The sequence below is a fragment of the Chitinolyticbacter meiyuanensis genome, from assembly GCF_008033135.1.
GTDB classification, from domain to species: domain Bacteria; phylum Pseudomonadota; class Gammaproteobacteria; order Burkholderiales; family Chitinibacteraceae; genus Chitinolyticbacter; species Chitinolyticbacter meiyuanensis.
Map to the genome: position 1 here is coordinate 1,544,973 of NZ_CP041335.1, position 21,933 is coordinate 1,566,905.

The 21,933-nt window shown below is 65.3% G+C and carries 21 protein-coding genes; 6 read left to right on the top strand and 15 right to left on the bottom strand.

The window, feature by feature from the left end; genetic code table 11:
* Positions 1-136: 136 nt before the first annotated feature.
* The 7 genes from FLM21_RS07435 to FLM21_RS07465 form a co-directional block, all read right to left on the bottom strand.
* Positions 137-400 carry a hypothetical protein gene (locus FLM21_RS07435; protein WP_148714963.1) on the bottom strand — a complete coding sequence of 88 codons (264 nt, stop codon included), beginning with the start codon at positions 398-400 and terminating at the stop codon, positions 137-139.
* A 60-nt stretch (positions 401-460) separates the two neighbouring features.
* Positions 461-1,885, bottom strand: a complete 1,425-nt coding sequence (gene sbcB / locus FLM21_RS07440; protein WP_148714964.1) for an exodeoxyribonuclease I — start codon at positions 1,883-1,885, stop codon at positions 461-463.
* A gap of 56 nt (positions 1,886-1,941) precedes the next feature.
* Positions 1,942-2,826, bottom strand: a complete 885-nt coding sequence (locus FLM21_RS07445) for a pirin family protein (protein WP_148714965.1) — start codon at positions 2,824-2,826, stop codon at positions 1,942-1,944.
* 248 nt (positions 2,827-3,074) lie between these two features.
* Positions 3,075-3,938, bottom strand: a complete 864-nt coding sequence (locus FLM21_RS07450) for a pirin family protein (RefSeq protein ID WP_148714966.1) — start codon at positions 3,936-3,938, stop codon at positions 3,075-3,077.
* A gap of 155 nt (positions 3,939-4,093) precedes the next feature.
* Positions 4,094-4,438 carry a hypothetical protein gene (locus tag FLM21_RS07455; RefSeq protein WP_148714967.1) on the bottom strand — a complete coding sequence of 115 codons (345 nt, stop codon included), beginning with the start codon at positions 4,436-4,438 and terminating at the stop codon, positions 4,094-4,096.
* A gap of 23 nt (positions 4,439-4,461) precedes the next feature.
* Positions 4,462-4,863, bottom strand: coding sequence for a DUF3224 domain-containing protein (locus FLM21_RS07460; RefSeq protein ID WP_148714968.1), 402 nt, complete (start codon positions 4,861-4,863; stop codon positions 4,462-4,464).
* Positions 4,864-4,971: 108 nt separating this feature from the next.
* The gene (locus FLM21_RS07465) at positions 4,972-5,580 is read right to left on the bottom strand and encodes a glutathione S-transferase family protein (RefSeq protein WP_148714969.1); all 609 of its coding nucleotides are present in this window, start codon (positions 5,578-5,580) and stop codon (positions 4,972-4,974) included.
* Positions 5,581-5,691: 111 nt separating this feature from the next.
* Between FLM21_RS07465 and FLM21_RS07470 the strand changes: the two genes are divergently transcribed.
* Positions 5,692-6,666 carry a helix-turn-helix transcriptional regulator gene (locus FLM21_RS07470; RefSeq protein ID WP_148714970.1) on the top strand — a complete coding sequence of 325 codons (975 nt, stop codon included), beginning with the start codon at positions 5,692-5,694 and terminating at the stop codon, positions 6,664-6,666.
* 4 nt (positions 6,667-6,670) lie between these two features.
* Here the strand turns inward: FLM21_RS07470 and FLM21_RS07475 are convergent, their stop codons facing one another.
* Both FLM21_RS07475 and FLM21_RS07480 read right to left on the bottom strand, forming a co-directional pair.
* On the bottom strand, positions 6,671-6,967 hold the full coding sequence (locus tag FLM21_RS07475) for a DUF3861 domain-containing protein (RefSeq protein ID WP_148714971.1): 297 nt from the start codon (positions 6,965-6,967) through the stop codon (positions 6,671-6,673).
* 56 nt (positions 6,968-7,023) lie between these two features.
* Entirely contained in the window at positions 7,024-7,662 is a 639-nt protein-coding gene (locus FLM21_RS07480; protein ID WP_148714972.1) for an NAD(P)-dependent oxidoreductase, read from the bottom strand.
* A gap of 106 nt (positions 7,663-7,768) precedes the next feature.
* Here FLM21_RS07480 and FLM21_RS07485 point away from each other — a divergent pair, with 106 nt between their 5' ends.
* Positions 7,769-8,683: a LysR family transcriptional regulator gene (locus FLM21_RS07485; protein ID WP_148714973.1), complete on the top strand. Its 915-nt coding sequence runs from the start codon at positions 7,769-7,771 to the stop codon at positions 8,681-8,683.
* Here the strand turns inward: FLM21_RS07485 and FLM21_RS07490 are convergent.
* The 4 genes from FLM21_RS07490 to FLM21_RS07505 all read right to left on the bottom strand — a co-directional run bounded on the left by FLM21_RS07490 (position 8,680) and on the right by FLM21_RS07505 (position 14,617).
* Positions 8,680-10,911 carry a GGDEF/EAL domain-containing response regulator gene (locus FLM21_RS07490; protein ID WP_187360129.1) on the bottom strand — a complete coding sequence of 744 codons (2,232 nt, stop codon included), beginning with the start codon at positions 10,909-10,911 and terminating at the stop codon, positions 8,680-8,682. The two genes, FLM21_RS07485 and FLM21_RS07490, sit on opposite strands and share 4 nt — an antisense overlap.
* A 156-nt stretch (positions 10,912-11,067) precedes the next feature.
* On the bottom strand, positions 11,068-11,520 hold the full coding sequence (recX, locus tag FLM21_RS07495; RefSeq protein ID WP_148714975.1) for a recombination regulator RecX: 453 nt from the start codon (positions 11,518-11,520) through the stop codon (positions 11,068-11,070).
* A gap of 48 nt (positions 11,521-11,568) precedes the next feature.
* Entirely contained in the window at positions 11,569-12,621 is a 1,053-nt protein-coding gene (gene recA, locus FLM21_RS07500; RefSeq protein WP_148714976.1) for a recombinase RecA, read from the bottom strand.
* A 163-nt stretch (positions 12,622-12,784) separates the two neighbouring features.
* Positions 12,785-14,617: an ATP-binding protein gene (locus tag FLM21_RS07505; protein WP_148714977.1), complete on the bottom strand. Its 1,833-nt coding sequence runs from the start codon at positions 14,615-14,617 to the stop codon at positions 12,785-12,787.
* A gap of 152 nt (positions 14,618-14,769) precedes the next feature.
* Here FLM21_RS07505 and FLM21_RS07510 point away from each other — a divergent pair, with 152 nt between their 5' ends.
* Together FLM21_RS07510 and FLM21_RS07515 are read left to right on the top strand one after the other, a co-directional pair.
* Positions 14,770-16,029 (top strand): D-amino acid dehydrogenase, encoded by a 1,260-nt coding sequence (locus FLM21_RS07510; RefSeq protein ID WP_148714978.1) that lies wholly within the window; start codon positions 14,770-14,772, stop codon positions 16,027-16,029.
* A gap of 10 nt (positions 16,030-16,039) precedes the next feature.
* Positions 16,040-16,315, top strand: a complete 276-nt coding sequence (locus tag FLM21_RS07515) for a hypothetical protein (protein WP_148714979.1) — start codon at positions 16,040-16,042, stop codon at positions 16,313-16,315.
* A gap of 43 nt (positions 16,316-16,358) precedes the next feature.
* Here FLM21_RS07515 and rlmD read toward each other — a convergent pair whose 3' ends face one another.
* The gene (gene rlmD, locus FLM21_RS07520) at positions 16,359-17,876 is read right to left on the bottom strand and encodes a 23S rRNA (uracil(1939)-C(5))-methyltransferase RlmD (protein WP_148714980.1); all 1,518 of its coding nucleotides are present in this window, start codon (positions 17,874-17,876) and stop codon (positions 16,359-16,361) included.
* A gap of 172 nt (positions 17,877-18,048) precedes the next feature.
* On the opposite strand from rlmD, the gene FLM21_RS07525 reads away from it, so the two are divergent.
* Positions 18,049-20,634 carry a hybrid sensor histidine kinase/response regulator gene (locus FLM21_RS07525; protein WP_187360130.1) on the top strand — a complete coding sequence of 862 codons (2,586 nt, stop codon included), beginning with the start codon at positions 18,049-18,051 and terminating at the stop codon, positions 20,632-20,634.
* Between the two features lie 64 nt (positions 20,635-20,698).
* Complete coding sequence (locus tag FLM21_RS07530; protein ID WP_148714982.1) at positions 20,699-21,589, top strand: ChbG/HpnK family deacetylase; 891 nt, start codon at positions 20,699-20,701, stop codon at positions 21,587-21,589.
* A 3-nt stretch (positions 21,590-21,592) separates the two neighbouring features.
* Here the strand turns inward: FLM21_RS07530 and bamE are convergent, their stop codons facing one another.
* Positions 21,593-21,847 (bottom strand): outer membrane protein assembly factor BamE domain-containing protein, encoded by a 255-nt coding sequence (bamE, locus tag FLM21_RS07535; protein ID WP_148714983.1) that lies wholly within the window; start codon positions 21,845-21,847, stop codon positions 21,593-21,595.
* Positions 21,848-21,933 lie beyond the last annotated feature (86 nt).

A 21,933-nucleotide genomic window follows, 5' to 3' on the forward strand; every position in this document is an offset into this window, starting at 1 on the left:
CTGCTGTTCAAACGCTGAAGGACATGAGGCGCTGACCGGGCAACGACTCTGTTTGCGTAGAGAGTAGATAGCGTCGGGCGGGTGAGAAGCGCGGCGTCGAGCATGCAGCCGGGGCATTCCGCTCAATGCATCTCGATCAAATCGCTCTCTTTCTGGCCTGCGCCTTGGCGACCGCGTGCCACTTTTCCTCATCCGGTTCCAACTCCGGAAAGGCCGCGACAACTCGAATCACGGTTTCGTCCAAGACGGCAGCCATGGCACGACCGATTGAGCGTTTCACATCGGCATGCATATCGCTAGGAAGCTCGGCTAGCAGCTCGGTAAGCGCCGAATTCAATGCGGCGCAGGCGTCAATGCCCCCGTTTCTCAATATGCACGCTGCAGAGATTGGCAAAAGCACGAGAGTGTTCCTTCTTTAAAAAGGGACTCGGTTAGTCGGCAAGCCTCTTCCCCGTTGCTGTTACCCATACTCCGGCGCAATCATGTCCGCGTATTCATACAGCTGCGCCAGCAGCTTTTCGCCGCGCTCGTCGGCGAGCTCGGCCAGCACATCGATTTTCTCGCAGTAGGCTTCCAGCGTCAGATAGCCATCGCGGCCTTCGAACAGGCGCTCCATGCGCAACTGGTTCCAGCGTTGCTGCTCGGCGTCGGACAATGTGTCGGGGAAGTTGCGCGCACGGTAGCGGAACAACAGTTCCGGCAGGCGCTGGTCGTCGAAGCTGAAGCGCTCGCGGGCGAGTTCGATGCCGGATAGCGTACTGGCCCGCGCCAGCGTGCGTCGGTCGTTGTTGCCGAGGAAGCCGCCGTAGAGATCCTCGTCCACGTCGTACGGTGCTTGCGGTTCGCGCTGGTACACGGCCTGCCAGCGGGCGGCGAGATCGGGGCCGGCCTGCAGCGCGGTGGCATGGACCAGGGCCTGCTCTACATCGATGCCCCAGTGCGCGGCGCGCTCGGGCGAGAGCGTCTTGAGATTCCCGATGACGATGGGCGACTTGTTGATATGGATGGTCTTGACCGGCAAGCGCGTCATGCCTTCCGGCAACTCGGCCGCGCGGGTGAACATCCGCGCGCGCATGGTAGGCGCGTCGAGTTCGAACAGCTCGGCGGGATCGAATGCCAGGTCCCAGACGATCAGCTCGTTCTTGTTCTGCGGATGCCAGGCCAGTGGCCAGACGAGGGCGAGGCAGCCACGCTCGGTGCCATACATGCCGGAGATATGCAGCAGCGGCTTGGGTTCCACGCCGATCTCGCGTTGCACAGCGTCCTTCTTGCGCAGCGAGAGGCAGAAATCGAACAGCTTGGGCTGTTGGGCGCGGATCAGCCGGGCCAATGCGATGGTGGCACGTACGTCCGACACCGCATCGTGCGCGGCCTCGTGGCCGATTCGGTTGGCGCGGGAGAGGTCTTCCAGCTTGAACGAGGGGCGGCCATCCTCGTGGCGTGGCCAGTTGATGCCGTCCGGGCGCAGCGCCCAGGCGGTACGCACCACGTCGAGCAAATCCCAGCGGCTGCAGTCGTTCTGCCATTCGCGCGCGTACGGGTCGCGCAGGTTGCGCCACAGCAGGTGGCGGGTGACTTCGTCGTCGAAGCGGATGGTGTTGTAGCCGACGCCGATGGTGCCAGGCGCCCCCAGCTCGGCCTCGATGCGGGCGGCAAATTCATGTTCGGCCACGCCACGCTGCAGGCAGCGCTGCGGCGTGATACCGGTGAGCAGGCAGGCTTCGGGCTCGGGCAGCCAGTCCGGGGTGGGGCGGCAATACAGTTCAATCGGCTCGCCGATCTCGTTGAGCTCGGCATCGGTGCGGATGCCAGCGAACTGGGCGGGGCGATCACGGCGCGGGTTGACGCCGAAGGTTTCGTAGTCGTGCCAGAGAAAGGTGTGCATGGGCCGGGCCGGGTGTGCAATCGCGGCATTCTACCCGGCCTGCCCAAGCCGTCGCATCAGTGCGGCGGCCGCGTCTTGGGGAGCGGCAGTCGTTCGGTCTCGTGCGGCACTTGGCCGAAGCGCTCGCCGTTTTCCCAGTCCTGTGCGGCTTCGTCGATCAGCTCGCGCCGGCTGGAGACGAAGTTCCACCACATGGCACGCGGCGCATCGAGTGGCGCCCCCCCGAACAGCGCGAACAGCGTGTCGCCGTGCGCGGTGGCGATGATGGGCTCACCCTCGGGCAGGGCGGCGAGTTCGCGCGCGGCAAAGCGCTCGGTTGCGAGCGCCAGTTCGCCTTCGACGATGTAGACGCCGCGCTCGGCATAGTCGGCCGGTAGCGTCAGGCTGCTGCCGGCGGCGAGGCGCACCACGGCGTAGAGCGTGGGGCTGGCTACGGCCACCGGCGAGGTCGCACCAAAGGCGCTGCCGATCAGCACATTGATCCAGGCGCCACCTTCTTCGAGTATCGGCAGGCTGGCCGCAGGGTAGTGGCGGAAATCGGCCTGGCCATCCTCGACGGGCACCGGCAGCGCCAGCCAGGTCTGCAGGCCGTGGATGCGGCGCGCGGTATCGCGTTCGCTGGCGGGGCTGCGCTCGCTGTGGGCGATGCCATGGCCGGCCGTCATCAGGTTGATGTCGCCCGGCGTGATGGTGAGCTCGGTGCCCAGACTGTCGCGATGCTCGATGGCGCCCTCGAACAGGTAGGTGACGGTGGCGAGGCCAATATGCGGATGCGGCGGCACATCGACGCCGGCACCCGGCGGCAGCTCGGCCGGGCCCATGTGATCCCAGAACACGAAGGGGCCGATATGGCGGCGGTCGCGATGCGGCAGCGCGCGCGTCACCGGCAGATTGGCGCCGACGATCTCGTTGCGGCCATTGAGGCGGAGCAGGGTGGTCATGGAAACTCCGGGGTGAGAAGAAAAAGGCAGGCGCCGCGCTTCACCTTAGCGTTCGGGCTTGGTGTCTGCCAGGGTGAGGACGGGGCGGTTGCCCGCCCCACTACCAGAACCGGTGCTCGCTCTTGCTGCGAGGCTGTGATCAAGGTTTGTGCGCTGCTCGAAATCCTCATGTACCCGTGTACATTCCGGTTTCTGCGCTGCTGACGCACCTCGCTGACAGCCTCTCGCGACAGAGCGAGAACCGGTTCTCAGAAGCGGCCGTTGCGGAAATCGTCGACCGCCTGCTCGATCTCCTCACGGCTGTTCATCACGAACGGCCCCCATTGCGCGATCGGCTCGCGCAGCGGCTTGCCGGCGATCAGGATCAGCCGCGTGTCCTCGGCCGCCCGCAGCGTGACGCCGTCACCCTCGTTGTTCAGCACGCCCATCTGCTTGTCGCGCACCGGCCGGGCCAGATCCCCCGCCGTGAGCGCACCGCGATAGACGTAGACGAAGGCGTTATGCCCCGCCGGGATGGCGACCGCATATTCGCCACCGGCCGGGATCGTCAGATCCAGGTACAGCGGCTCGGTATCCGGCCGGGTCACCGCGCCTTCCTCACCACCGAGCTGGCCGGCGATCAGCTTGAGCGCACCGCCGCCCGCGAGCGCGAACTCGGGGATGTCGGCAGCCGGGATGTCGCGGTAGCCGGGCGCCGTCATCTTGTTCTTGCCTGGCAGGTTCACCCACAGCTGGAAGCCCTCCATCAGGCCGTCCTCCTGCTCGGGCAGCTCGCTGTGCACGATGCCGCGCCCGGCAGTCATCCATTGCACGCCGCCGTTCTGCAACAAGCCCTCGTTGCCCGCGTTGTCGCGGTGCCGCATGCGGCCGGCCAGCATATAGGTCACGGTCTCGAAGCCGCGGTGCGGGTGGTCGGGAAAGCCGGCGATATAGTCATCGGCGTTGTCCGAGCGGAATGCGTCGAGCATCAGGAACGGATCGAGCCGGCGCTGCAGGTCGTGCGTCAGCACGCGGGTCAGCTTCACACCGGCGCCGTCGCTGGTCGGCATGCCGTTCACGATGCGTTCGATCTCGCGTGAGCGGGTGACGGTGGGAAGATTCAGCGTACGCATGGCAGGCTCCTGGTTGGCCCGGCGCTTTGATGTCACCGGGGGTGATTCAGATCTTGTTCAGATCCTAAACCAGCGTGCCCGCTAAAGAAATCGAAGAGTTATGAGTAAGTTATTCAGAAATTTGGAACTAGCCTGCGCCACGCCATGGTGGAGGGTCAGGGTTTGTCGCAGGGGGATATCGAGGCATCCGGCCAATCACTTAGCAGCGCATACCCCAGCTTGAGCGCCGCCTCGATCTGCCGCTCCGGAAGGGTGAATACCACGATCCTACTGGTATCTGCGCCGCAGGTTGCGGGAAAAACCAAGCCATTGCTACCACACGCCGTGCCAAGCACGGTCAGCCCGGCGCGTTTCAATGGTTTGCGTAGCTGCGCGATCGTTTTACCGCCGCCGAGGCATTGGCGTTCACCCCGGGCCTTGAAAACCTGCACCGTGCCCGGCCGCGGTGTCGGTGTCGGTGGCGCGGCGAGCGCAATGCCGCCCAGCACCGCAATGGCCACGGCAATACCCCAATGGGACGGGCTCAAGGTTGTGCCGGGAGTGTGTAGTCGAAGGTGTAGTAGTGCTTGCCGCCCTCGATGCGGATGGTCATCGCACCGGTCAGGCCAAGTAGCTCACCGCTGGCCGAGTCGGGCACCACCTCGAGTACCAGGCGTGGCGTGCCGTGGTCCATGGTACCGAAGTGCTGCAGCACGAAGCTGCCACTTCGCCCATGCAGGCGGCCGTGTACCTGTTCGATTGCCACATAGCCGGCGGAGCCGGGCACGGTGGTGACCGCGCTCAGCATCTCACCCTGGCTTAGTCCATCCAGCTCGCCGTGGAAGGTCTTGGCTATGCTCATGCGGCCGAGGGCGATGCCATCGCTGCCGCTGGCATGTATCGTTTGTGGCTGCAGTTTCACGTCAAACTCGCCGGTGGCCTGCATGGGGAGGCTCGTAGGTGAAGAAGGAACCGGCACTATAGGACCGGCAGATTGCAGGCCGGCGATCGCCCGGCCCAGCGGCGAACCCGCAGGGCCGGACGGAATGGGTGATCAGGCGTCCGCCTGCATCGCCGGGCGGGCCTGTACCCGGGCCAGCCAGTCGCGGACATGGCCGTGATTGGCAAGGGGGGCGCCCAGGTAGGCGCTGTAGCCGATCACGGAGCCGACAATGAGGTCGACCAGCGAATAGTCGTTGCCGAGCATCCACGGTTGCGTGGCCAGTCGGGCATCGAGCAGGCCGAGCAGCGCGTCTAGTCCGGCGCTGGCCGCCTCGGCGTGGCGGGCGCTGCGCAATGCTTCCTCGCCCTGCGTGGCGACCTGTAGCCGCACCAGCACGGCGCCGTAGGTGACATAGGACCAGGTGCTCCACGACATTGCCTGCAGGTGCTCGGGCGTGCCGGCCTTGGGCCACAGGCCGCGGTCCACGCCGAAGCGCTCGCCCAGCCACAGGTGGATGGCCAGCGCCTCGAACATTGGGGCGCCATCCACCGTTAGCGTCGGCACCTTGCCGTTGGGATTGAGCGCAAGGTAATCCGGGCGACGCTGCTCGCCAGCCTTGATGTCGACCTTGATATGTTCGTGCGGCACATCGAGTTCGGCAAGGGCGCAGGCGATCGGGGTTGCGCTGGACATGGGGTGCCAGTACAGGACGATGGACATGACGGTTCTCCAGTGAATTGATGGTGCAGGGTGGGGCGGGTGGTGTGTCCGCGATCTGCAGACCACTGTACACTGCATTGCGGACAGATTCCGTCCTTGATATTGATTGCCATGCTCACTGCCACGAACCGCCTGTTGCGGCTGCTGTCCCTGCTGCAGACCCGCCGCCATTGGGCCGGAAACGAACTCGCCGAGCGGCTCGAGGTCCACCCGCGCACCTTGCGGCGAGACATCGACAAATTGCGCGAGCTCGGATATCCCATTCATGCCAGCAGCGGCGTGGCCGGCGGCTATGCCTTCCGAGCGGGCCAGGCGTTGCCGCCGCTGCTGCTGGACGACGACGAAGCGCTGGCCACGGCGCTGGCCCTGCAATTGGCAACCTCCGGCCCCATCGATGGGGTGGAGGAGCCGTCACTGCGGGCCTTGGTCAAGCTGGAACAGGTGATGCCGCCACGGCTGCGCAGTCGGGTGAAGGCATTGCGCAGTGCCATCGTACCGATGGGGCAGACGGAGGCCGGGGTGGAGGCCGCCTTGCTGGCCACGCTGGCCTCGGCCTGCCGCGACCAACTGCAGCTGCGCTTTGATTACGCCGATGGCCGAGGCCAGACCAGCGTACGCATCGTCGAGCCGCAGGGCGTGGTACATACCGGCCGGCGCTGGTATCTGGTTGCCTGGGATCCGGCGCGTGACGACTGGCGTACCTTCCGGGTTGACCGCATCCAGGGGGGCGCCGAGCTTGGCCGCCATTTCGCGCCGCGTGCCGCGCCCGAAGGTGATCTGCGTGCGTATGTCACGCGCTCGGTGGCTGTTGCGCCCTTTGAAGCGCGGGCTCGCGTGGTGCTGCACGCGCCGCACGCCGAGATGGTGCGGCGTATTCCCCCATCAGCCGCATTGCTCGAACCGCTGGAAAACGGGCATTGCCTGATGCAATGCGGCATCCATGCGCTCGATCACCTCGTCTACTGGCTATTGGCGCTGGAAGTGGAGTTCGACGTGCAATCGCCGCCGCTGCTGATCGAGCGCCTGCAGCTGGCGACCGAACGGGTGGTTCGCGCGGTGACGCGCCTGCAGGATAAACCGAAGTGACCGCTCAATCGGGATCGGGTAGCTGCTTCAGTTCGGCAATGAACGCGCCGAGCGGGCCTTTCAAGCTGGCGAGCAGCGCATCGTCGCGATGCAGCAGCACTTGTTCCGATAGCAGCTTGAGGCCAATGGCGATCGCCGCGGCATCGTCGTCGGACCAGCGCTCGCGGCTGCGCAGCCGCGTGACGATGGCTGAGAGGTCGTCGTGATTGGTGGCGTGAAAGCGCAGCGGCGGTGCCAGCGCGTCGCCAGGGTCCTTGCCGGCGACGTGTTCCACGGTGATGCGGTAGCGATGCTGTTTCATGGGGCTTCCAGTGCCAACAGCCCGCGTGGGCGGGCTGTTCAGAGGTGGTGAGGGAATCAGTAGGCGACAGTGAAGCGGCTACGGCGGTGCTTGGGCTGTTCCACCTCGTCGAGCAGGGCCATGGCGAAGTCCTCCAGCGAAACGGTGCTTTCGCCGTTGGCATCGGTCAGCAACTGGTCGGTACCAAGCCGGAACTGGCCGGTGCGCTCACCCGGCACGATGTGGGCGGCGGGGCTCAGCATGGTCCAGTCGAGCGTGGTTTCCGCGCGCAGCAGGTTCAGCGCATCGCGGGCGCCCAGTGCGGTGCCTTTCCATTGATCCGGGAATTCCGGCGTGTCGACCAGTTGCACGCCGGGGGCAATCTCCAGGCTGCCGGCACCGCCGACGATGACAAAGCGCGGTACCTTGGCGGCCTTGACCGCGGTGACGATGCCCTTGAAGCCAGCGAGGTAGTAGTCGTAGACATCGGCCTGGGCGTGGCCGCTGAAGGCGCTGATCACCACGTCGTGGCCGGCGAGTTGGCCAGCGAGTGCGTTGCTGTCGGTCACGTCGGCGGCGATGCCGGTGAGCTTGGCGTGTGCCGGCAGCTTTTCCGGATGCTGGACGATGGCGGTGATGTCATGGCCGCGGGCCAGGGCCTCGGCGAGCAGTTTGGAACCGATGTAGCCGGTGGCGCCGATCAGGGCGAGTTTCATGCGGTGCTCCTTGTGTGGCGTTGCGATGGAAGCATGATGCGCCGCTGGATTGATCGGATAAACGTGCATATCGTAAATTTACTGTATTCAATTCAAGAACAAAGTCATGCGCGAACTGCTGCGGATCGACCTCAATCGGCTGGTGTATTTCATGGCGGTGGTCGAGGCGGGGAGCTTTACCGCGGCGGCGGAGCGGCTGGGCGTGGCCAAGGGCATGGTCAGCCAGCAGGTGGCGCGGCTGGAGCGCGAGCTTGCCGCCACGCTGTTCACCCGCACCACGCGGCGGGTAACCCTGACCGAGGCCGGTGAGCAGTTTTATGCGGAGTGTCGGCCCCTGCTGGCGGGCATGGAGCAGGCGATCGAGCGGGCGGGCGAAGGGCAACAGGCGCCGCGTGGCCTGCTGCGGCTGACGGCGCCCACCGACTACGCCGGCAGCGTCATCGCGCCGGTCGTGGCCCGGCTTGCCAAGCTGTACCCGGCGATGCAGATCGAGCTGATTGCCAGCAACGAGGTGATGGATCTGGTCGAGGCGCGCATCGATGTGGCGATTCGTCTCGGCTGGCTGAAGGATTCCTCGCTACGCGCGGCGAGCCTCGGTGATTTCGAGCAGTGGGTGGTCGCGGCGCCCGGTTATCTCGCAGCCGCCCCGGACATCGGCCAACCGGCCGACCTGGCGCAGCATGATTGGCTGGCGCTGACCTTGCTATCGTCGCCGTTGGCATGGACCTTCACCCACTTGCTGGGGCAGCAGGAGACCGTGCGGATGCACGGCCCGATCAAGGTGAACTCGCCGCAGGCGCTGCAGGCCCTGCTGTTGAACGAGGCGGGCATCGGTGTGCTGCCGCATTACCTGGCGGAGCAGGATGTGATGGCAAGGCGCCTGGTGCGGCTGTTGCCGGAATGGTCGTTGCCGCGGGGTGGCATCTACGCGGTTTATCCGGCTAGCCGCCACGTACCGGCCAAGGTGAGGGTGCTGATCGATGCGCTGCGCGAGACGCTGACCCCGCAGCGGCGTGGCTAGACAGCAACCTGCATGCCGGTTTCGAGAAACCAGTGGGTGAGCGGTGAGGGCGGCGACGGCTTGGCAAAGAGGTAGCCTTGCGCCTCATCGCAGCCCAGGCTGCGCAGCAAGGTGGCCTGCGCCGGTGATTCCACGCCTTCGGCGATGACCTTGATGCCCAGCTTGTGGCCGAGGTTGATCACCATCTCGGCGATGCTATACGGGTTCTCGCCGAGGCCCATGTCACGGATGAAGGCGCGATCGATCTTGAGCCGGTCCGCCCCCAGCTTCTGCAGGTAGGCGAGCGAGGAAAAGCCGGTGCCGAAATCGTCGATGGCCACCGAGACGCCGAGCGCCTTGAGCCGGGCGATCTTGGCGATCACGTCTTCCGGCCGGGTCATCGCGACGCTTTCGGTGATCTCGACTTCGATCAGCTCATGCGGCAGGTGGTAGCGCTCGAGCGTATCGCCCAGCAGGTCGATCAGCCCTTCGTGGTTGAACTGCACCATCGAGACATTGATGGCGACCCTCAGCTCGCTGAGCCCGGCATCGCGCCAGGCGATCAGTTGCTGGCACACGGTATCGAGCAGCCAAGTGCCGAGTTCGATGATCAGGCCGGATTGTTCGGCCAGCGGGATGAAGCGATCAGGCGGGATGAAGCTGCCATCGGGCTGGGGCCAGCGTACCAGCGCCTCGACGCCGACGATGGCGCCGCTGTCGAGTTCGATCTGCGGCTGGTAGTAGACGGTGAGCTGGCGCTGGCGGATGGCGCTTTCCAGGTCATGCAGCAGATCGAGCCGCTGGCGTGACGCACGGCTCATCGCTGGCGAATACCACATCAGCTTGCCGTCCTCGGCACGCTTGGCCTGGTTGAGCGCGATGGTCACGTCCTTGAGGCAGCCGATGCCGGTCGGCTCTGTGTCGGCCAGGTGGGCCGCAGCGCTGACCACCTGTACCCGCAGCCGGTGCGAGGCGACGGCGAACGGGCGCTCGAAGGATTCGAACAGTGCGCCGAGTTGCATGTCGGGCAGCGGGCCGACCAGGCCGAACACATCGACCCCGACCCGGGCCAGGGTGACCGTTGGCGCAATGAAAGGGCGCAGCCGTTGCGCGACGCTCTGCAGCAATTGGTCGCCGATCAGGTGGCCGAGCGCATCGTTGATCTGCGAGAAGTGGGCGACATCGAGCATCAGCACCAGTTCGTTGCCGACCGGTTGCTTGAGGATGCGATCGAGTTGGCTGACGAATTGCGTGCGGTTGGGCAGGTGGGTCAGTGGATCGATATAGGCCAGCTCCTGCAGCTGGCGAAAGAGCGCGACGTTCTCGAAGCCGATCGCCAGATTGGCGCAGAACACTTCCAGCAGCTGGCGATCCTCGTCGCTCAGTGCCTGCTGGGTCGGCAGGTAGACTGCGGCCTCCTGATCGCGCATGCGATTGAGGTAGAGCACCAGGAAGCGATCGTCGTACAGCGAGCTGCGCGAGCGCAGCGCATGCTCGATGGCATTGACCACGATGGCGTCGTCGAGCTCGGTGAGCGGTTTGCCGATCAGTCGCTGCATGTCACCGGCTGCGCTGGCGATCATCCACTCGCACTTGTGGCGTCGTGCCGGTGTGGCCGGCTGGCGCATGCAGATCAGGCCGCCTGGCGGCAGGCCGAGCAGCGCGGCGAGCTGGATCAGCGCACCGGAGGCGAAGCTCTCGGGCGAACGGCGCTCGAACAGGGTGCTGGAGGCTTCGACGATCATCTCCAGCCCACGCCGGCTGGTGTTCATCGCCTTCAGTTGCTGGTACGAGCGGATGGCAGTGGTCAGCGTGGTCTGCAACCGGATCTGGGTCAGCTCGGACTTGGTCTTGTAGTCGTTGATGCCGAAATCACGGATCACGCGGTATTCCGGTGCGTAACCGGGGTGGCCGGTGCGCAGCACGATGCGTATTTCGTTCAGATTGAGCTGCTGGCGAATAGCGCGGGCGACGGTGAGGCCGTCTTCGTCGCCTTGCATCACCACGTCGAGCAGCACCACGGCGATGTCCGACTCGCGCGAGAGCAGTTGCAGCGCTTCGTCGCCGTTGTAGGCATGCAGGAATTCGAGCGGGCGATCGAGGATGATCTCGCCCTTCAGTGCAAAGGTGGTGGCCTGGTGGACATCGGGCTCGTCGTCGACGATCAGGATGCGCCAGCAGCGCTGTGCCTGGCCCGTACCGCTGTGCTCGGCGGCAAACGCGAGTTCGTCCTGACCGCCAAGACTCATTGCGCGCCCCCGGCTTTCTTTTTGGGTAAGTTGACCGGGTGAACTTGATGCGCGGGGGGAAGAGACACCGCCAGACTCCAGCACGTCGCGTGGGAAACACTTCCTCATTGATAGCCGAGCCCGGCAAGGCTTGCCAGCACGGCAGCGCAACGGTGGTCAGATTGTCTCGTCGGAGCCGCCTACCACGCGATAGACTACGTCGAGCGCAAACCCCCGTGCCGCAAGAAAGCGCAACTGGCGTGCGCGTTCACGGGCGTCGCGCGGCGGCTCGCCGAACTTGCGTCGCCACACTTCACGGGCACGCGCTTCCTCGCTGTCGGCCATGCTGACGAGTGCATCGCCGATCAGTTCGTCATCCACGCCCTTGGCCCGCAATTCTGCACGCAGGCGCTGGCTCCCATAACGTGCGCCGCGGCCATGCGCCCAGGCTTCGGCAAAGCGGGCATCAGAAAGCCAGCCGCGTGCGGCAAAATCGTCGAGCAGTGCATCAAGCGTGGCTTCGTCGCCGTCGGCATGGGGTAGCAGCTTCTGCCGCAGTTCGGTGCGGGCATGCTCGCGTCGCGCCAGATGGGCGAGGGCACGCTGGCGCAGGGAAGTGGGGGCGGGCATGGCGGACGGAGAAATGGAAAAGGGCGGCTTGCGCCGCCCTGTCTGGCCTTATTCGGCGAGCTCGGCTTCGTCGTCGAGCGGGTTGCCAGGTTCGATCGGCAACTGGGCGCCGCCAATCTTCTCGCGGATGCGGCGCACCACTTCGTCGGTCAGCTCCGGATTGTCCTTGAGGAACTGGCGGGCATTCTCCAGGCCTTGGCCGATCTTGTTGCCGTTGTAGCTGTACCAAGCGCCGGATTTCTCGACGACCTTGTGCGTGACGCCGTGATCGATGATTTCGCCCTCGCGCGAGATGCCCTCGCCGTAGAGGATGTCGAAGGTGACGATGCGGAACGGTGGCGCCACCTTGTTCTTGGCGATCTTTACCTTGGTCTGGTTGCCGATGATCTCGTCGCCTTTCTTCACTGCGCCGATGCGGCGGATATCGAGGCGTACCGAGGCGTAGAACTTGAGTGCATTGCCGCCAGTGGTGGTTTCCGGGCTCTGGCCGGGCATCATCACACCGATCTTCATCCGCAGCTGGTTGATGAAGATGACGAGGGTGTTGGTGCGCTTGATGTTGGCGGTGAGCTTGCGCAATGCCTGGCTCATCAGGCGGGCCTGCAGGCCTGGCAACTGGTCGCCCATCTCGCCTTCGATTTCAGCCTTGGGGGTGAGCGCCGCGACCGAGTCGATGACGATGATGTCGACACCACCCGAGCGCACCAGCATGTCGCAGATTTCCAGCGCCTGCTCACCGGTATCCGGCTGCGAGATCAGCATGTCGGTGACGTTGACGCCGAGCTTTTGCGCATAGATCGGGTCGAGCGCGTTTTCCGCGTCGATGTAGGCGGCGACCCCGCCGGCTTTCTGGATTTCGGCGACCACATGCAGACACAGCGTGGTCTTGCCCGACGATTCCGGCCCGAAGATTTCCACGATACGGCCGCGTGGCAGGCCGCCGACGCCCAGGCCCAGATCCAGGCCCAGCGAGCCGGTGGAGACCACCTGCAGATCGTTTTCGATCTGGTTTTCGCCCATCTTCATGATGGCGCCCTTGCCGAATTGGCGTTCGATCTGCGCGAGCGCTGCGGCGAGCGCCTTGCTCTTGTTGTCGTCCATGCGAGCGGGTCCGTGGTCGGGTTGAATTGCAGTGATTATAGAACGAATGTTCTGTAAAAGAAAAGGCTTGTTTCTGGTTCAAGCGGAACGAGGTTTGCGAAGCACTTGCCAAACCCGAGCAAGCCATTGATCGCGGCCGAGTGAAAATGCGCCATAGCGCGGCCTAGTCGCGCGGATCGGGCAGCGTGAAGTAGAAGGTGGCGCCGTTGCCCGGCGTGCTCTTGGCCCAGACGCGGCCGTCGTGGCGCTGGATGATGGCCTGGGCGATGGCCAGGCCAATGCCATTGCCGCTGCCTTCCTCGGTTTGCTGCAACCGCTGGAAAGGCAGGAACAGCCGCATCACGTGGGCCATGTCGAAGCCGATGCCATTGTCCTTGACGTGGAACACCACCTGGCCATTGACGGTGGCGCAATCGACCTCGATCTCCGGCTGGCCGGCTTCGCTGGTGAATTTCCAGGCGTTGTCGAGCAGGTTGTAGAGCGCAACCCGCACCAACTTGGGATCGGCGTAGGTCGGCAGGGCGGAGGGCAGGCGCAGCGCGACGTTGCGATCCGGCTGCAGCGCGTGTAGTTCCTCCAGAATGTCGCGGGCGACCTGCGCGAGATCGAGCTCCTGGCGGCGTACCTCGCTGCGCGCCAGCTTGGAGAGGGTCAGCAGATCGTCGATCAGCGAGCCCATGTGGCGCAACGTGCCGCGCATGCGGGCGATGTAGTTGCGTGCGCGATCGTCGAGCTGTTCGTCGAAGTCTTCCAGCAGCACCTCGACGTAGCCTTCCATGGTGCGCAGCGGCGAGCGCAGGTCGTGCGAGACCGACTGCGACAGCGTTTCCAGCTGGTGGTTGGCGGCGGCGAGCGCTCGGGTGCGCACCTCGATGCCTTCCTCCAGGTGGTTGCGGTAGCGCTCCAGCTCCAGCTCGGCCTCCTTGCGCGCGGTGATGTCGATCAGGAAGCCCTGCAGGTGGTGGCCATCCTCGTCGTGGCGGTGCTCGGCGATCAGCTGGACCCATACCGTGCGTTCGTCGCGCGCCAGCAGGCGCAGCTCGAACTCCACCGGGGCATCGTTGCGGGCCTCGGTGAACAGCTGGTAGGCGAGATGGCGGTCGTTCGGGTGCAGATAGGTGGTGAGGAAGTTCTCGTGGTACCAGGTGGCGAGCGGATGCCCGAGCAGGCCTTCGGCCTGCGGCCCGATGTAGACGAAGCGCCATTCCTCGGGGTTGGCATCCCAGGGGATCACCCGGGTCGACTCCACCAGTCGCTGGAAGCGATCCTGGCTGGCGCGCAGTGCCGATTCGATATGGCGCCGGCTGATCAGGTCGGCTTCGAGCTGCAGGTTCTTCTGTTCCAGCGTATCGATCAGCGCCTTCAGCGACTGACGCGTGGTTTCCAGGCTATGGCCCAGTTCGCCGAGCTCGTCCTCGCGGCGCCAGATGAAGGGCTCGTCGAGCTGCTTGTCGGCCAGCCGTTTCGATTGCCGCGACAGTGCGGCGAGCGGCCGCACCACGCGCGAGCCGAGCAGGAACAGGATGAGGCCAAGGCTGACGGCGAGCTGCAGCAGCACCGCGACGATGGTCTGGCGCTGTTCACGGCGGATGTCGGAGAACACCGGGCCATCGTCGAATTCAACCGAGACCTTGCCGATCTGCGCGCCTTGCTTGTTCACCACGCGGGTCAGGGTGTGCAGCTGGCCACTGCGGCGCTCGGGCCGATCGGCGGTGAGGAAGGCGCCGAGTGCGTTGTCGCTGACCACGATGCGCACCACGCGCTCATCGCTCATCACCGATTCGAGCAGCGGCCGGCCCGATTCGGGCGACAGGTTCCACAGCGGCTCCTGCATGCCCAGCACCAGGATGTCGACGATGCGTGCATGATCGCGCTTGATCAGCGCGCGCGCATCGCCGTACTGCGCCTGCAGGCGAAAAAAGCCGGCGATCGCAGCCGGCAGCAGCAGGCCGGTCAGCGTTGCCAGGATCAGGGCGGTGCGCAGCGAAAGTTTCATTCAGGGCCATGAACGGGGACGCGTGCATAGTCTAGCGGTCCGCACGCCTTGTCGCTCGCTTTCCGCGGTGCGTGTTGCGTGCATGGTTTGACCTCGCGCAGCCCGCGTCTGCCCCGCCACGGCATAATGGCGGCCTCATCTGGGAGGTGGCGATGCGGGTCGTGGTGCTGGGGGCGGGGGTGATCGGGGTGACGTCGGCGTGGTTCCTGGCCCGGGCCGGCTTCGAGGTGACGGTGATCGAACGCGCGCCCGAGGTGGCCCGCGAGACCAGCTATGCCAATGGCGGCCAGATCTCGGTATGCCACGCCGAGCCTTGGGCCAACCCCAAGGCGCCGTTCAAGGCACTGCAATGGTTGGCCGAGGAAGATGCGCCGCTGCTGTTCCGCCCGCGGCTCGATCCGGCGCAGTGGCGCTGGGGGCTGGCCTTCCTGCGCGAATGCACAGCCGCGCGTACCCGGCGCAACCTGCAGGCGCTGGTGCGGCTGGGACTCTACAGCCGTGCCACGCTGCAAGAGCTACGTCAGGCGTTGGGGCTGACCTATGACGCCAGTACCGTCGGCATCCTGCATTACTACACCGATCCGGCCGAGTTCGAGGCGGCCATTCCGGCTGCCGCCTTGATGAACGAGGTGGGGCTGGATCGGCAGGTAAAGACTGCTGCCGAATGCATCGCCATCGAGCCGGCGCTGGCTGCTTCGCGCCGCCCCATTGTAGGCGGCACCTATACGCCATCCGACGAATCGGGCGATGCCCGCAAGTTCACCGATGCGTTGGCTGTGCATTGCGAGCAACTGGGCGTGCAGTTCCGCTACGGCGCGGTGCTGCAGGGTGTCGAGCACGAGGGTGGGCGCATCACGGCGGTCCGCTTGCAGGAGGGCGAGGCCATCGAGCGGTTGCAGGCCGATGCCTTTGTCGTCTGCCTCGGCAGCTACAGCCCGCTGCATCTGGCGCCGCTGGGCATCCACCTCAATATCTACCCGGCCAAGGGCTACTCGGCGACGATCCCGGTGCGGCCCGGCCAAGCGGCACCGACGGTTAGCCTGACCGACGACGGTGCCAAGCTGGTGTTCTCGCGCCTGGGCGAACGGCTGCGGGTGGCTGGCACGGCGGAATTCAACGGCTACAACCTGGAGCTCAATCCGGTGCGCTGCCGGGCGCTGATCGAGCGCACGCGCGAGATCTTCCCCGATGCCGCCGACTACGATGCCGCCGAGTTCTGGTGCGGTCTGCGCCCGGCCACGCCAAGCAACCTGCCCTATATCGGCCGCACCCGCTATGCCAACCTCTATCTGAACACCGGCCACGGCACGCTGGGCTGGACCGAAGCCTGCGGTTCGGGCCTGGCAATTGCCGACATCGTGGCCGGGCGGGTGCCAGAAGTGGATTTCCCATTCCAGGTGTCGGGCGGGTGAACGCGGTATCGTGCTGGTGTGTGACCGGGCGTATCAAGCCAGCTATGACAACTTCCTGTGCAGCGTGCTTGGCCCGGATGGAACACTGCTGGCGATCGTCAGCACGAAGGGGCGGGCTTGGGAAGCGGTGATCGACTGGCTGGTGCGCGATCTGGATCATGCGGTGCTGATCTCCACCCACGACGACGATCAGCTGGACGACGTGATCGACTTCGCCCATGCCTGGGCACGGACCCAGGAACACCGCTGTGCGATCCGCGTGCAACGCTTGCCATTGCTGCAGTAACAGTCAATAAAAAACCGCGCCAGGCGCGGTTTTTTATTGACGCTCAGTCTTCCGCTTCGCGCTCGGCCTGGCGTGCTTCCCACGCGGCGCGCTTGGCAGCGCGTTTTTCCTCGCGCGCGGCGACAAGCTCGGCTTCTTTCGCGGCCTTCGCCGCCTTGGCCGAGGCGGCAGCGTCCTTCTCGCGGCGTTTGGCCGCTTCACGCTCCGCTGCTTCCTGCGCCTCCAGCGCAGCGACTTCCTCGCGGGAGAGACCAGGCCCGGTCTTCTCGAACCAGGCAATCGATTCGACGTGGGCGGTGTGCGGGAACATGTTGATCACGCCGGCGGCCTTCAGCGTGTAGCCCTTCACGTTGACCAGCACGTTGGCGTCACGCGCCAGCGTGGCGGGATTACAGGACACGTAGACAATGCGCTTGGGGCCATGCTCGGCGCTGATGGCCTTTACCAGCGAAATGGCGCCGTCACGCGGCGGATCGATCAGCATGCGATCGAAGTGGCCCAGCTTGTCCAGCCATTCCTCGGTCATGTCGAAGAGGTTGGCCACGGTGAAGTCGGTGCGCTCGGCCAGCCCGTTGTGGCGGGCACTTTCGAAGGCGCGCTCGACCAGTTGTGAACTGCCTTCCATGCCGAGCACCTTGGCGCCGCGGCGGGCAATCGGCAGCGTGAAGTTGCCAAGGCCGCAGAACATGTCGGCGATGGCTTCACCCGGCTGCGGATCGAGCAGGTTGATCGCGCGCTCGACCATCACTCGGTTGATCGCATGGTTCACCTGGGTGAATTCGGTGGGCTTGAACGGCATTTCGATGCCGAACTCGGGCAAGGTATAGGAGAGGCGCGGCGCATCAAGCGGATAAAAGGGATAGGCCGTGTCCGGGCCCTTGGGCTGCAGCCAGATCTGCACCTGCCACTGATCGGCGTAGGCCTTCAGATGCGCTTCATCAGCAGCGTTGAGCGCTTCCATGATGCGGAATACCAGCACCGTCACGTTCTCGCCGACGGCAACTTCGATCTGCGGCATGCGATCGAAGATCGAGAGCTTGGCCACCAGTTCGCGCATTGCCGGCAATTGCTTGGCCACGTGCGGCACCAGCACGTGGCACTCGGTCATGTCGGCGATATAGGACGAGCGCTTCTCGTGAAAGCCCACCAGCATGCCGCCCTTCTTGGCCACGTGGCGCACCGATAGCCGCGCGCGGTGGCGATAGCCCCAGGGTGAGCCGTAGACGGCAGGCAGGATGGCCTCGGGCGTGACATTGCCGATGCGGCGCAGGTTTTCCTCGAGCACGCGCTGCTTGGCGGCGACCTGGCCGCTGAACTCCATGTGCTGCATCGAACAGCCGCCACAGATTTCGAAGTGCGGGCAGCGTGGCTTGGTACGCAAATGGCTTTCGCGCAGGATCTGGCCCACCTGGGCGTTCTCGAAATTCGCCTTCTTGCGATAGCTGTTGTAGCTGACCTCCTCGAACGGCAGGGCACCGTCGATGAAGATCACCTTGCCGTCGGCATGGGCGACGCCGTGACCTTCGTGGTCCAGCGATTCGATATGGGCGATGCGGGTCATGGGCGGGTGGGCGCGGCGAAAAACCGGCCATTATACCGGCTCGCCGCCGCTGCGGGCCGCTCGCCCGGCAACGCTTCGTCGGGGCGATGACCACCCTGCTGTTTGCTGCATCGCCATGCATCAATGGCGTTATGATGCGGATACCCATAAGTGCTTACGCACAAATTTCAGGATGAAAAAAACAACCTCGCATTTTCATCTGGGCGAACTCGCACAAGCCCAGGACTGGGAAGCCTTCGCCCGCGAAACGGTCACCCACGCGCTCACTGCCTTCGATGCGCGCCGTGCGCTGCTGGCGTTGCCGCACGAGGGCCGTGCGCTGATCCATGCCCAGGCGATGGCGGGTACGCGGGCGCTGTCGTTCGCCGAACCGCAATCGCCGCTCGATTTCTATGGTGTGGCGAGCGAGGAGCTCGACTGGCAGTTGCGTGAGCCGGCCGTCTCGCTACGTGCCACCGAGTACCCGGCGCGCGAGATCTGGGACGATGTGCCGCTGGCGCGCTCCGAGCTGTATCGCCTGATCCTGCCGCTGTGCCTTGCCGACGGGCTGGTCGGCATGCTGTACGTGGAGTTCAACGATGCACTCCGGGTGAGCCAGCTGCTGGAAAGTGCGGCGTTCCGCGTCGAATGCGAGGCGCTGGCGCACATGCTGATGGAGCGCTGGCAGGCTCATCTGCATGGGCACGTCAGCTCGGTGGACGAGCTCACCGCGCAATTGCAGGCCAGCCTGACCCGCGCCGAGGAATACCGCACGCTGCTGCAGAAATTGCACGGCGTGACGCTGAAACTGACCGAGGCGCACGATCTGGACGAGCTTTACCGCCTGGCGGTGACGCTCGGTATCACCGAGCTCGAGTTCGATCGGATGGCGGTGTTCGAGGCCGATATCGACGGCAACCACATGGGCGGCACCTACGGCACCGACAGTAACGGCCAGGTGACCGACGAGCACTGGTTCCAGAGCGCGCTGCCGCTGCACCCGATGTTCCACGAGGCGTTGAAGAAGCCCGACACCGTGGTCGTCAACGAGGATGCGGCGCTGTACTACGACAAGGTGGTGGTCGGCCGCGGCTGGAATGCGCTAGCCGGACTGTGGGTGGAGCACCGCTTCATCGGCTGGATCGCCTGCGACAACTTCCTGCATCGTCGACCGTTGCAGCCGTACCAGCGTGAAGTGTTGAAGCTGTTCGCCTCCATCCTGGCCCAGCTGATCCGGGTGAAGCGTGCCGAGCAGGAAACCCGCGAGCTCAACGAACGCCTGTCGGCACAAGCGCAGGAACTGGCGTTGGCCCGCGATGCCGCCGAGGCCGCCAACCAGGCCAAGAGCGAGTTCCTTGCCACCATCAGCCATGAAATCCGCACGCCACTCAACGGCATCCTCGGCTTCCTGCAACTGCTGCACCAGACGCACCTCACCGCCGAGCAGCGCGAGTATGTCGCGACCATCGGCCATTCCGGCGAAACCCTGCTCACACTGATCAACGACCTGCTCGATTTTTCCAAGATCGAGGCAGGCAAGCTGACGCTGACGCGCGAGCCGTTCGATCTGCGGGTGGTGGCGGCGCAGGCTTGCGCCATCCTCGCCGCGCGGGCGGCAGAGAAGGAGCTGACGCTGACGCTCGACATCGCCGACGATCTGCCTGCCGGCTATTTCGGCGATGCGGGCCGACTCAAGCAGGTGCTGGTCAACCTGATCGGCAATGCGCTGAAGTTCACCGAGGCCGGCAGCGTCACCGTGGTGCTGGCGCACGAGGCCGGCGCGCCGCGTATCGCGATCACCGATACAGGCATTGGCATTGCTGCTGACAAGCTCGACCAGTTGTTCAACCGCTTCTACCAAGCCGATTCGGGCTCGACCCGCCGCTATGGTGGCACTGGCCTGGGCTTGGCGATCTGCAAGTTGCTGGTCGAATTGATGGGGGGCGAGATCGGCGTTGCCTCGACGGCCGGACAAGGCTCGTGCTTCTGGCTGCAGCTGCCGCCAGCACCGGCCAATTCCGGACCGGAGTGGCAACTGCAGTGGGAGCCGCTGCCGCACCAGCTGGCCTTTCTGGCGGGGCGCCGTATCGGCTGGCAGGGCGCGCTGCCGTGGCGCGCCGAGATCGAGCGCTACCTGGAGCGCGCCGGCGCGATCTGGACTACGCCGGATGCCGCCGAGGTGCTGCTGTGTGACGAGGTACGCGATCCGGGCGAGTTGCCCTGCGTGGTGTTCGCCTGGCACCCGCCGCACGATGAGGATGTGCGCACGCAGTATCTGATCAAGCCGCCGCTCGGCAAGATGGCGCTGGCGCGCGCATTGCATGCCTTGCTGGTGGGGGAGCGCGAGGACGCCAGCGAGCTCGCACCCGAGCGGGTGCAGCGCCAGCGGCGCATCCTGCTGGCCGAGGACAGCGCAGTAAACCAGCGCGTGGTGGTGCGCTACCTGCAGCAGTTTGGCTACGACATCGTCACCGCGGAGAACGGCGCACAGGCGGTGGAGCTGGCCGAGGCGCAGCCGTTCGATCTGGTGCTGATGGACTGGCAGATGCCGGTGATGGACGGGCTGGAAGCCGCACGCCGGCTGCGAACGCGCCCAACCACCCGTACGCTGCCCATCATCGCCCTGACCGCCAATGCCCAGGCCGAAGGTGAAGCGCTGTGCCGCGATGCCGGCATGGACGCCTACCTGGCCAAGCCGCTGGATCTGGCGCGTTTGCGCGGCATGATCGAGCAGTTGCTCGAGGCCGCGGAGACTGTGCCGGTGTTGCGGATCGCCTAGGCGGTCGGCGTAGGCTGACAGCGGTTGCTTATACTGGCTTCTTCCGCAGCAGCAAGGAGTCGCCATGAATACCCCGCAACGGCTGGGCTTTGCCGCCGATGATCGCGTCCTCATCCTGCATGCCGACGACATCGGCATGTGCCAAGCCACCGTGTCGGCCTGGCAAGGCCTGCTCGATGAAGGCCTGCTGACCTCCGCCTCTGCCATGGCACCCTGTCCGTGGTTCCCCGCCGCCGCCAAGCTGGCACGCGAGCGCGGCCCGGCGGCGGATCTGGGCTTGCATCTGACACTGAACTGCGAGTGGGACGCGTATCGTTGGGGGCCGGTAGCTGGTCCTGGTGGCGGGCTGACCGATGCACTGGGCTATTTCCACTCCAAGGCCATTCATACCCACGCCGAGCTCGATCTGACGGTAGCCCGCCGCGAGTTATCCGCCCAGGTGGCGCGCGCCAAGGCCCTGGGCATTCCGTTGTCACATCTGGACAGCCATATGCTGACGCTGTTCCACCCGGGCCTCGCCGCCATCTACCTCGACCTGTGCCGTGAGCACCGGCTGCCGCCGTTGCTGCCTCGTACCGCCGCTGAGGTGTCCAGGTTGGCGGTGGTCTCCAGCGAATGGGGCGATGCCGTGGCGAAACTGGCGCTGGATGCGGAAGCGGCCGGCGACGCCATCCTGCTCGATAGCTGGGAGGTGATGCCGTTCAATGCGCATGTCGAACCGGCGGCGCGGCTGGCATGGGTATGCAATTGGCTGGACCAGCGCGGCCCGGGACTGCATTGCCTGGTGGGCCACCCGGCGGACGATACGCCGGAGCTACGTGCGATTGCACACAAGGACTGGCCCACCAGGGTGGCGGATCGGCATATCCTCGGCAGTTCGGCGCTGCGTGCTGCCATCACCGAGCGCGGCTTTCACTTGAGTGGGCTGCACGCGTTGCGCGAATTGCTGAACTGAAGGTCAGCTTTTCTGCATGTCCTTGGTGACGACCTGATCGTTGACGAAACGGATGGTCACCGTGGTATTGCCCGATTGCCAGGTGGCATGCTCGCCGGAGATGCCCAGCACGCTGGCGCCGTCGCTCCGGTCCGGCTCACCCAGCAGCTCGACGACCTGGCTGCGTGGCATGCCGGTTTCGATCTGGGCGTAGTGCTCGGGTGTGAGGCGGCTGCAGGCGGTCAGCAGCAACAGGCAAGACAGGATGGCGAAGCGCATGGTGGTACGGCATGGAGCGGTGGGACAGCCCACACGATAGCGCACCTGGAGCGGGTAGCGCAGCTTTGCCGCTTGTCGCGGACCGG

Coding starts and splice junctions, on each gene's coding strand:
- FLM21_RS07465 (WP_148714969.1), bottom strand. CDS start 5,580: ATGTCCATCGTCCTGTACTGGCACCCCATGTCCAGCGCAACCCCGATC.
- recX (WP_148714975.1), bottom strand. CDS start 11,520: ATGCCCGCCCCCACTTCCCTGCGCCAGCGTGCCCTCGCCCATCTGGCG.
- FLM21_RS07485 (WP_148714973.1), top strand. CDS start 7,769: ATGCGCGAACTGCTGCGGATCGACCTCAATCGGCTGGTGTATTTCATG.
- recA (WP_148714976.1), bottom strand. CDS start 12,621: ATGGACGACAACAAGAGCAAGGCGCTCGCCGCAGCGCTCGCGCAGATC.
- rlmD (WP_148714980.1), bottom strand. CDS start 17,876: ATGACCCGCATCGCCCATATCGAATCGCTGGACCACGAAGGTCACGGC.
- FLM21_RS07450 (WP_148714966.1), bottom strand. CDS start 3,938: ATGCGTACGCTGAATCTTCCCACCGTCACCCGCTCACGCGAGATCGAA.
- FLM21_RS07510 (WP_148714978.1), top strand. CDS start 14,770: ATGCGGGTCGTGGTGCTGGGGGCGGGGGTGATCGGGGTGACGTCGGCG.
- bamE (WP_148714983.1), bottom strand. CDS start 21,847: ATGCGCTTCGCCATCCTGTCTTGCCTGTTGCTGCTGACCGCCTGCAGC.
- FLM21_RS07525 (WP_187360130.1), top strand. CDS start 18,049: ATGAAAAAAACAACCTCGCATTTTCATCTGGGCGAACTCGCACAAGCC.
- FLM21_RS07480 (WP_148714972.1), bottom strand. CDS start 7,662: ATGAAACTCGCCCTGATCGGCGCCACCGGCTACATCGGTTCCAAACTG.
- FLM21_RS07505 (WP_148714977.1), bottom strand. CDS start 14,617: ATGAAACTTTCGCTGCGCACCGCCCTGATCCTGGCAACGCTGACCGGC.
- FLM21_RS07490 (WP_187360129.1), bottom strand. CDS start 10,911: ATGAGTCTTGGCGGTCAGGACGAACTCGCGTTTGCCGCCGAGCACAGC.
- FLM21_RS07475 (WP_148714971.1), bottom strand. CDS start 6,967: ATGAAACAGCATCGCTACCGCATCACCGTGGAACACGTCGCCGGCAAG.
- FLM21_RS07445 (WP_148714965.1), bottom strand. CDS start 2,826: ATGACCACCCTGCTCCGCCTCAATGGCCGCAACGAGATCGTCGGCGCC.
- FLM21_RS07460 (WP_148714968.1), bottom strand. CDS start 4,863: ATGCAGGCCACCGGCGAGTTTGACGTGAAACTGCAGCCACAAACGATA.
- FLM21_RS07530 (WP_148714982.1), top strand. CDS start 20,699: ATGAATACCCCGCAACGGCTGGGCTTTGCCGCCGATGATCGCGTCCTC.
- sbcB (WP_148714964.1), bottom strand. CDS start 1,885: ATGCACACCTTTCTCTGGCACGACTACGAAACCTTCGGCGTCAACCCG.
- FLM21_RS07470 (WP_148714970.1), top strand. CDS start 5,692: ATGCTCACTGCCACGAACCGCCTGTTGCGGCTGCTGTCCCTGCTGCAG.